6 protein-coding genes are annotated in these 10,326 nt (G+C 43.3%); all 6 read left to right on the top strand.

The genetic code is table 11. The features are described 5' to 3' along the window. Positions 1-289 precede the first annotated feature (289 nt). The 6 genes from CZ434_RS11425 (at position 290) to ebgA (ending at position 10,145) form a co-directional block, all read left to right on the top strand. Positions 290-1,831 (top strand): response regulator transcription factor, encoded by a 1,542-nt coding sequence (locus CZ434_RS11425; RefSeq protein ID WP_077623266.1) that lies wholly within the window; start codon positions 290-292, stop codon positions 1,829-1,831. A gap of 11 nt (positions 1,832-1,842) precedes the next feature. Next, a complete protein-coding gene (locus tag CZ434_RS11420) occupies positions 1,843-3,663 on the top strand; it encodes a sensor histidine kinase (RefSeq protein ID WP_077623265.1) in 1,821 nt (606 codons plus the stop codon). A gap of 110 nt (positions 3,664-3,773) precedes the next feature. Next, complete coding sequence (locus CZ434_RS11415) at positions 3,774-5,075, top strand: ABC transporter substrate-binding protein (RefSeq protein WP_077623264.1); 1,302 nt, start codon at positions 3,774-3,776, stop codon at positions 5,073-5,075. Positions 5,076-5,314: 239 nt separating this feature from the next. After that, entirely contained in the window at positions 5,315-6,160 is an 846-nt protein-coding gene (locus tag CZ434_RS11410; protein WP_245831067.1) for a carbohydrate ABC transporter permease, read from the top strand. After that, the gene (locus CZ434_RS11405; RefSeq protein ID WP_077623262.1) at positions 6,157-6,984 is read left to right on the top strand and encodes a carbohydrate ABC transporter permease; all 828 of its coding nucleotides are present in this window, start codon (positions 6,157-6,159) and stop codon (positions 6,982-6,984) included. Before CZ434_RS11410 ends, CZ434_RS11405 begins: the two co-directional genes overlap by 4 nt. Before the next feature lie 41 nt (positions 6,985-7,025). After that, complete coding sequence (gene ebgA / locus CZ434_RS11400) at positions 7,026-10,145, top strand: beta-galactosidase subunit alpha (protein WP_077623261.1); 3,120 nt, start codon at positions 7,026-7,028, stop codon at positions 10,143-10,145. Positions 10,146-10,326 lie beyond the last annotated feature (181 nt).

The following is a 10,326-nucleotide window of genomic DNA, read 5'->3' as shown; positions in this document are numbered from 1 at the left end:
CCACCCGCCCCACCCAGTCAACCAGCCAAACCACCCGGCCGAAGGCACTGCACCCTGCCCAAATCCACGACTCCGCATCTTCAGAGGTATATACTGCCATTCCCTGCCAAATAAAACAGGTTTACGCCCAGTCCAAAAGTCTTTAAAATATAGGTAACAGTACTCTTCATTTGCTGTCATAATTAAGAAAACACTATTGCCTGTCATAAAATAGGCATTTGCCGGGATGATAGGTTCGATGTCTCCGCTTGTCCAAAGACAATGCGATCTCTTAAGGAGGAAGGTTGTTATGAGCGGTCTGTATGGGGTTTTAGTAGTTGATGATGAAATGTTGATCAGGCAGGGGATCATCAATTATATAGATTGGGAAAAAGAGGGATTCCAAATTCTTGGTCAAGCTTCCAATGGAGATGAGGCGCTGACATTAGTCGAGGAATTAAGCCCTCATATTGTTATTACTGATATTGTGATGCCTGGAATGGATGGAATCGAGTTTGTGAAAATCGTGAAAGAACGTTACCCATCGATAGAAATTATTGTTTTAAGCAGTTTTGAGAATTTTGATTATGTTCGATCCACGTTCCAAAGCGGTGTTGCCGATTATATTTTAAAACCAAAGCTTAACGGGGAAGAATTGATCAAAACATTGCGTAAAGTGGTGCCGGATCAAATGACAGAAATTGAATGGAAGCAAAAGCCGGTTTCTATCGAAGAAGCATTGAAAAAGAGTATCTTGGGATATTCGTTGATTACTAGTGAAAAAGCAGTGCTGGACAGCCTTCCGTATGGTCAATTCAGTATAGTTGGAGTTTGTGGCGTCGATAAGTCCAATATGGATGCTGTGTTCGGAAATATCAATGAGCAGCTGGAGGGGCAGATCAACCAAGTGGAGTCTAGGTTAATACCTGTAATTGAAAGCGATACCATGGTTGTCGTTTTGAATTTCGCTCCGGATTGTCTGGAAGCCGTTAAGCAGAAACTGACCGGGCTGGCTGCTGAGTACCGACAGTCAGGACGTAGCTCCAGCTGGTTAATGAGTATTCCGTTTAAAGCAATCGATGAATTGAATGCTGTCTATGAGGAACACCTTCTGAAGATGAAGGACTACGCGTTTTATCTGACAGAGGAACCAATTTTACTCTATGACAGCCTGCCCGAGCCGGTGAAAACGAATAAGTCCTTTAATTTGGGCAAATTTATGGATTTGTTCAAACAGAGAAAATTTCCTGTGGCGATCGAATCATTAACAGAACACGTTGATTTATTAACGCGTGATTATCAAGAAGATATATTTGAATTTAAATCATGGTTGGAAAATATCATTTTTAATATCACTGTCCTGTTAGGGAACATGGACTTTGATGTAGAGGAATTAGAGGAAGCAAAATATGATTATTTCGCTGATATCAATGAGGCGAAGCATGCCAAAGAAGCGGTTGCCCGTTTTCATGATTTTCTGGAAAAAGTGCAAGCGATTGTGGCAGCGGACGACAGCAGGGCTTTTCCGCCTAACATGCAGCGGTTGCTGACATATATAGAAGAACATTATGCGGAATCTTTGTCTCTTACAACTTTGGCTGAGTATTTTCACTTTAACCCTTCTTACTTATCCAGCAATTTCAAAACCCATTTAAAAGTAGGCTTCAGTGATTATCTCAATCAAGTAAGAATAGCAAAGGCAAAAGATATTCTGGCATCGAGTTCTGCATCGGTCAGTGAGGTCGGTGAAATGGTCGGTTATTCTGAGACAAGTTATTTCTGTAAGGTATTCAAACGATTGGAAGGATCATCGCCAGGCAGTTACCGGAAGGAAACGTCTGCTGCAAAGTGAGGACATTTAAAATGAAAAAGCTTCTGAGGACAATTCAAAACAACAATTTATTCATTAAAATGTTTTTGGTAATGGTAATCAGCATCATTACTGTCTCGGTTCTGATTACTTTCAGTACGATCCGGATGTCGCATAATTTGTTCATGGACACTTTCAGCATTACCAATACGAAAGTACTTCAACAGATTAAACAGCAATTCGAATCATATAGTTATTCTGTCACGTTTACCACTTTAAACGTACAGAACAACGGGACTATCAAACGGATGCTGACACAGGACGATTTGAGTTCAATAGACGCGTCCACTTCTTTTTATACAATCACAGAACAAATGGATCGGATTTATTCAGACAATCCGAATGAAGCGAATATGATCGTATTGGGCAAAAACAGGCGTTTGTTCAATATGAAATATATTAACTGGCCTGTCGACGCTGACACCTTGATCAACCATCGGATTACGCAGAATATGAATGAAAATCCGAATGAAATCCTGTATCAATATGTCAAAGGCGATGACATCACAGGTGGCAGGCCGATGATCGTGGCCACGAAGGCATTGACGGAAAGGTCGTCCGATTATATTTACGGATACGTATATATCCCCATCCGGGAACGCGATTTAAGGGCGTTTTATGAAGGCTATACGAGTGAAGGAAACAGTGTACTCATTGTAAATGGCAATGGAGAGATTATTTCCAGCAATGACCAGGGTCTGATTGGTCAAAATGCTCCGGAGATCCTGAAATTGGCGAAAGAAACGGAAGAAAGCAGTCTTGACTATCAAGATGTCCATGTGCTTGATAAAGATTATATGCTGCTGTCGGCTTCCTTGCCGGCACTCGATATGTATCTTGTCAATCTTGTCGATAAAGACATGGTTATCGGAAACATGATCAATACAAAAGTGATTGTCCTGATTAGTATCGCCATTGTCTTGATTGCAGTTATTATAGTCTTCATGATATCACGAAGAATGACTAATTCGTTAAGCAGGCTCATCAAACAAATTTCGGATATGGCGAAGTATGATTTCACCAAACCGATCGATGAGAATGGCGGTTATGAGGCAAGGAAAATCGCCCATGCATTCAATTACATGCTTAATGAATTGCAAGAATATATGAATGAACTGGTGAAAACACAACGGAAACAGAGAAAATCCGAATTGGAAGCTCTTCAGCACCAGATCAACCCGCATTTTCTCTACAATACACTTACTTCTGTGAAATTTCTGGTCAAAGAAGGGAAAAAAGAGGCGGCATTCGATACGATCGATGCCCTGATTCCTTTGTTGCAGAATGCTCTGGGCAACGTCGATGAGACGATAACGGTGGATCAAGAAGTGACGAATATCAAAAACTATGTGCTGATCAATCAGACAAGGTATGGGGACCGAATTAAAGTCAACACGCTCATTTCTCCTGATTGTCTTCATTACCATTTGCCGAAACTGGTCATACAGCCGTTTATCGAAAATGCTTTTTTTCATGCATTTACGGAAAAGAAGCGGGGTTTTATTCAAATTTTGATTGCCCGGCGGGATGAAAAACTTATTTGTGAAGTAGTCGATACCGGTGACGGCATTACAGTGGACAAGAAGCAGAACGATAAAGGGAGGAAACAGCTGTTCAGCGGAATTGGCGTGCGCAATGTCCATGAGCGGATCCAGTTGTTGTTCGGTCAAGAATACGGAGTGGATCTATCAAGCGAACCAAAAAAGGGGACCAAAGTGAAAATCAGTTTACCTTTGATTGAAGATGACCCTAAAAATAATATCATTTCTAAAAATAATACAAATAATCGTTCTGTCGGCGGAGAGAACTTCTAAAAATAGTTAAATAAATTTCTAAAGATCGTTCTAACGGTCTTTTTTTTCTGGGTGTTATGATATAACCAAGCGATATGATAACGCTTACAAAAATAGAGGGGGTTTTGGTTATGAGTTTTTTCAAGCGATTCAAAAAGAACTGGCTGCTAATGGCAGCGCTTGTCTCTGTCCTTGTTCTGGCTGCTTGTTCTTCGGATGATGCAAGCGGAGGATCCGGTGACGGGGGAGAAGAACCCGATAAATTAACAGCTTGGGCATGGGATCCACATTTTAATATTGCGGCACTGGAAATCGCCAAGGAATCTTATGAAGGAGATTTGAACCTGGAAATCATCGAAAATGCACAGGATGACATTGTACAGAAGTTGAACACAGGGTTAAGCTCCGGCAGTATGAAAGGGATGCCGAATATCGTTTTGATTGAAGATCAGCGTGCACAAAGCTTTTTGCAATCTTATCCAGATGCTTTTTATCCAATTGATGACTACTTCAATACAGAAGATTTCGCTCAATACAAGCTGGCGCCTACCAGCCTTGACGGAAAACAATACGGCCTGCCGTTTGACACAGGTGTAACTGGTTTGTTCTTCCGTACAGACTATCTTGAAGAAGCTGGATATACAATGGAAGATTTAACGAACATCACGTGGGAAGAATACATCGAAATCGGTAAAGATGTAAAAGAAAAAACAGGAAAAGATATGATTTCCCTTGATCCAAATGATTTGGGACTTCTTCGTGTCATGATTCAAAGTGCAGGTTCCTGGTATGTGAAAGAAGATGGAAAAACTGTAAACCTGGTTGACAACGAACCATTGAAAAAAGCCTTCGAAAATTATAAGGCAATGATTGAAGCAGACTTCGTAAAAGCTAACTCTGACTGGAGCCAGTTCATTGCTGCCTTCAACAGTGGCGATATTGCAACTGTTCCAAGTGGTAACTGGATTGCTGCTAGTATCGAAGCAGAAGAATCACAAGCAGGTAAATGGGCGGTTGCTCCGATTCCGAAACTAAACATGGAAGGTGCTGTAAACGCATCCAACCAAGGTGGAAGCTCCTTCTACGTTCTTAATGTCCCTGGTAAAGAAAAGGCAGCTGAATTTCTTGGTGAAACGTTCGGCTCGAATGAAGAGTTCTATCAAAATCTAGTAAGCGAAGTCGGTGCCCTTGGAACATACACACCAGCTACCGATGGAGAAGCTTACCAGTCTGAGAATGAATTCTTCAACAATCAAAAAGTTACTTCTGACTTCTCGACATGGATGGAAGAAATTCCGCCTGTAAACTATGGTTTGCATACTTATGCTATTGAAGATATTTTGGCAGCTGAAATGCAAAACTACCTAAAAGGCAAGCCCCTTGAGGATGTCTTGGCAGATGCCCAGGCACAAGCAGAAGCACAACTTAAATAACACTGCTGTAACAATAAGAGCCGCAACCTCTTATATGGGCAGCTAAGTTACTTGAAAAATGTTTCAAAAGATAAAGGGATTCTGCGAAAGCTGAAACTTTCAAAGAATCCCTTTCTTTCAAAGACGGGCTTATCTTATCTGTGAGGAGGAGTAGAAAATTGAGTAAAGTCTTGAATAGATCAAATGCCTCTTATACAACCGAGAAAAAATCGCTCGGCAAACGACTAAAGAACAACTATATTGGATGGTTATTTATCCTGATAGCTGCTGCCGGGATTTCTTTGTTTTATTTCTATCCGATGATTAAAGCCTTGCTTCTTTCGTTCCAATCCGGAATGGGGGCAAATCTTGAATACGTCGGTTTACAAAACTATGCACGACTATTTAATGATCCAACCTTTATTGCAGCACTTACGAATACGTTCATTTATTTGCTGGTCCAAGTTCCAGTGATGATTGTTCTGGCATTATTCTTTTCCGTGCTTTTGAATGATGCAACATTGAAATTCAAAGGTTTCTTCCGTACAGCTATCTTCTTACCTTGTGTAACTTCTCTTGTAGCTTACGCGGTTATTTTTAAATACTTATTTGCAGTTGATGGATTGGTTAACAAGTTTCTTCTTAATTTGTCGATTATATCGGAGCCGCTCGATTGGCTGGCCGACCCTTTGCTGGCTAAAATAACGATTATCCTGGCTATTACGTGGAGATGGACAGGATACAATATGATTTTTTATTTATCTGCTTTGCAGAACGTCGATAAATCGATGTATGAGGCAGCAAAAATTGACGGAGCGTCCGCTGTACAGCAATTTTTCTACATTACGGTTCCGATGCTTAAACCAATTATCTTGTTTACTTCCATTGTTTCCACAATCGGAACTTTGCAGTTATTTGATGAAGTAATGAATATCACGAATGGCGGACCTGGAAATGCGACACTTTCCATTTCCATGTACATTTACAACCTTTCGTTCGAATATAGCCCTGATTTCGGATACGCAGCAACCGTATCTTACGTGATTGTTATCCTGATTGTAATTCTATCTCTCATTCAATTTAAAGTGGCAGGTGATGACAAATGAAACAATTAAAGAGAATAGGCACGTACACGTTCCTGGGCATTGCTTCATTTGTGTCGATTTTCCCGTTCTTGTGGATGCTCGTCAGTATGACCAATAAATCAGTGGATGTTACACAGGGCCGCTTGTTGCCGGGTGGACATTTGATTGAAAATCTAAAGGGATTGTTTGCAACCGTTGACATGATGACAGCTCTTGCCAATTCAATGATCATCGCCGTGATCACGACCGTGTTGACACTGTTAATCGGATCCCTTGCAGGTTATGGCTTTGAAATTTACCGCACACCTGGGAAAGACCGGGTCTTTAACATTCTTTTGTTATCGATGATGATTCCTTTTGCAGCGATCATGATTCCTTTATACCGCTTGTTTGGCGGCATTTCTGGAAGTGCACCTTTCCTTGGGATCGATACATTGGCTGCTGCGATCTTGCCGACTATCATAACAGCGTTCTTTATCTTTTTCTTCCGTCAGAACACCAAGATGTTCGCAAAAGACCTGGTGGAAGCAGGCAGAATTGACGGTCTAAGTGAATTGGGAATCTTTTTCCGTATTTATTTGCCAACCATGAAAACAACCTATGCGGCAGCTGCGATAATCGCCTTTATGAACAGCTGGAACAACTACTTATGGCCATTGGTAATCTTGCAGTCACCAGACAAACAAACAATTCCATTGCTTATTTCCAACCTTGGTGCCGGCTATTCACCAGACTATGGTCTGATCATGACAGCGATTGTAATCGCGACCCTCCCAACAGCAATTGTGTTCTTCGTGATGCAGAAACATTTCGTAGCAGGAATGATGGGATCGGTCAAAGGCTAATCTTTTTAGTAAAATTTGCACTTTTATAGGAGGTAGGAACCTTGGGACGAAATACAAACGACTGGGAAAACTTACAAATACTGCAACGTAACCGAAAAGCAGCACGTGCGCACTTCATATCTTTTGCAGATAAGCAGAGTGCGCTGACATTCGACCGTAACAATGCTGCATCTTTTAAACTATTGAATGGAATATGGAAGTTTCACTATGCGGAGAGTCCAAGCCTTGCGCCGGAAGCGTTCTATCAGGAAGACTATCAAACAAGCAGCTGGGATGATTTATATGTCCCGTCTTCCTGGCAAATGCACGGCTACGGCAAACCTGCTTATACGAATGTCGTCTATCCTTTTCCGATAGATCCGCCATTCGTTCCTAGTGAAAATCCGACCGGCTCTTATGTGAGGGAATTCTGGATCACGGAAGAATGGCTCGATAAACAAGTGTCGGTGAAATTCGAAGGAGTCGACAGTGCCTTTCATGTTTGGGTGAACGGAAGGGAAGTAGGCTACAGCCAGGGAAGCCGTATCCCATCCGAATTTGACCTTACCGATTATATTAAGGAAGGAAAGAACCGGATTGCCGTTCAAGTCTATCAATGGTCAGACGGGTCTTATATTGAAGACCAGGATATGTGGTGGTTAAGCGGTATTTTCCGGGATGTATATTTGCTGGCAGTTCCAAAGGTAAATGTGGAGGATTATTTTGTTAAAACTAGTTTTGACGAAAACTATGAAAATGCCACCCTCCATGTGGAGACGATTCTGGAAAACAACAGTGATACGGACGTAACAGATTACAAGCTTGAATATTTGCTCAAGCAAGATAATGGAGACGTTGTTTTTAAAGAAGAGAGTAAGAAAATCTCCATTGCTGCGGGCAGCAGAGAAACAATCGTACAGACCTTCCAGGTGGAAACTCCGAATAAATGGTCTGCTGAAGATCCCTATTTATATGCATTGCTGCTTTCGTTGAAAGAGGGAGCAGGCGAAAGTACCGAGGTAATTCCGACCAGAGTCGGGTTCAGGCACGTGGAGCTCAAGGATGGTTTATTCTATGTCAATGGCGTTGCCATCAAGCTGAAGGGTGTCAACCGCCATGACCATCACCCTGACCTGGGCCGCGCTGTTCCGATGGAATGGATGGAGGAAGATGTGAAGCTTATGAAGCAGCACAACATCAATGCCGTTCGTACTGCCCACTATCCGAATGATCCACGCTTCTATGATTTATGTGACAGGTACGGCCTGTATGTAATTGATGAGGCAGACTTGGAAACGCATGGATATGCTGTCATCGATGAGTGGAGTAAGCTCAGCGATGACCCGGAGTGGGAAGAAGCTTATCTGGACAGGATGAAGCGCATGGTGGAACGGGATAAAAACCATGCTTCTATTATCATGTGGTCCCTTGGGAATGAGTCCGGCTACGGAAGGAACCATTTGGAAATGGCTGAATGGGCGAGGAGACACGATGATACAAGGTTGATCCACTATGAAGGGGAGTGCCGTGCGATCACTAGGTCGGAAAGCGACTATGACCCGCAGCGTGATCCGGAAGCTTCCGATGTATTTACGACAATGTACACTGCAGTGGAAGTGATGGACAGACTCGGACAGCGGAATGATCTTACCAAGCCGCATATCCTTTGTGAATATGCTCATGCGATGGGCAATGGTCCTGGAGGGCTAAAAGAATATTGGGACACTTTTTACAAGCATGACCGCTTGCAGGGCGGATTTGTCTGGGAATGGCTCGATCATGGCATCCGTCAGCAGACAGAAGATGGGGAAGAGTATTTCGCTTATGGCGGGGACTTTGGAGAGAAGCCTCATGACTCCAACTTTGTCATCGATGGGCTTGTCATGGCAGACCACACTCCGTCACCTGCCCTGACAGAATACAAAAAGGTCATCGAGCCAGTGTTGATCGAATCGGCAGACTTGGAAAGTGGAAAAATCAAGGTAACCAATCGATATGACTTTGTATCGCTTGATCACCTGCAGGCGTCCTGGTCGATTAAGTCAGGTACTTCAATTGTCGATAGTGGCACAGTCCAGCTCAGCGGTGTGGCTGCCCATAGCAGTAAAGAGATTACATTGCCGTATGATCTGGAACGCTATCACGGTGCTGAGGAAGATTACTGGTTAACGGTTGAATTCACCCTTACGAATAACACGGCATGGGCGAAGACAGGACACCAAGTTGCATGGGAGCAGTTCGAACTGCCGGTACAAAAGGCCGAAAAAGTGGAACCGATTTTGTCTGGAAGGCCGCTTCATGTCGAAGAAGGCAGGAACAGCCTGTTTGTGGAAGGCGGAGATTTCCTTATACGCTTCGATACGATTACAGGAAGGCTGGCCGAGTGGAAATACCAAGGGGTCGAGTTAATCAACACAGGGCCGTCGCTCCATTTATGGCGGGCACCGATCGATAATGATCTGTGGGCGCAGGAACATTGGAAAGCAATACCATCGATCAAGGAATGGAAAGATCATGGCCTGCATTGGCTGCAGGAGCGCACCAAATCAGTCAGCTATCAGACATCTGGAGAACACCGGGTGGAAATAACCATTGAAACACGAGTGGCTCCGCCAGTTTTATCATGGGGCATCAAGACTACTTACACTTATTCCATCGATTCAAACGGAACCATTGGAATCGATGTTAAAGGTAAACCATATGGAAAGCTGCCGCAAACTTTCCCTCGGATTGGGCTGAAAATGGAAGTACCATCACTGCTTGATCGGGTGAAATGGTATGGTCGCGGACCAGGAGAGGCCTATGTCGACAGCAAACAAGCCAATCCAGTCGGGGTTTGGACGAAGAAAGTAGAAGATTTCTATACTCCGTATGTCTATCCGCAGGAAAACGGAAGCAGACATGAGGTCCGCTGGGCGGAACTTACTGACGAAAACAGTGTCGGCATCAAGTTCCAAGGTAAGCCAGTGTTTGACTTTAATGCTCAATACTATACGCTGGAAAACCTGGAAAAAGCACAGCACACGTATGACCTCGTCAAACAGGATTTCGTGACGGTTCTGCTTGATCATAAACAGCATGGACTCGGCTCGGCAAGCTGCGGTCCTGACGTACTGGAGAAATACCGGTTGAAAAGCGGGGCCTTCCAGTTTGGCCTTGAGCTTGGGCCGAGTTTGAAATAACGGGTCTCGAATAAAAGGCAACCATCTTCATCTCTGATTTTCAAAAGTTCATAGTGGCTTGATACTCCAGGTGCAGGAACAGGTATGAAACCTTCACCGCTGATTGAAGCATATAGCACTAATGACCAAACTGCCTGTTCCCTGTCCCGTTACAGGGCAGGCGGTTTTGTTGTTTGAAAGG

The organism is Sediminibacillus massiliensis (assembly GCF_900156915.1).
Classification (GTDB): domain Bacteria; phylum Bacillota; class Bacilli; order Bacillales; family Amphibacillaceae; genus Sediminibacillus_A; species Sediminibacillus_A massiliensis.
The sequence above is the reverse complement of the archived record's forward strand: the minus strand, read 5'-3'. Positions and strand labels throughout refer to the sequence as shown.

Coding starts and splice junctions, on each gene's coding strand:
- CZ434_RS11415 (WP_077623264.1), top strand. CDS start 3,774: ATGAGTTTTTTCAAGCGATTCAAAAAGAACTGGCTGCTAATGGCAGCG.
- CZ434_RS11405 (WP_077623262.1), top strand. CDS start 6,157: ATGAAACAATTAAAGAGAATAGGCACGTACACGTTCCTGGGCATTGCT.
- CZ434_RS11420 (WP_077623265.1), top strand. CDS start 1,843: ATGAAAAAGCTTCTGAGGACAATTCAAAACAACAATTTATTCATTAAA.
- CZ434_RS11425 (WP_077623266.1), top strand. CDS start 290: ATGAGCGGTCTGTATGGGGTTTTAGTAGTTGATGATGAAATGTTGATC.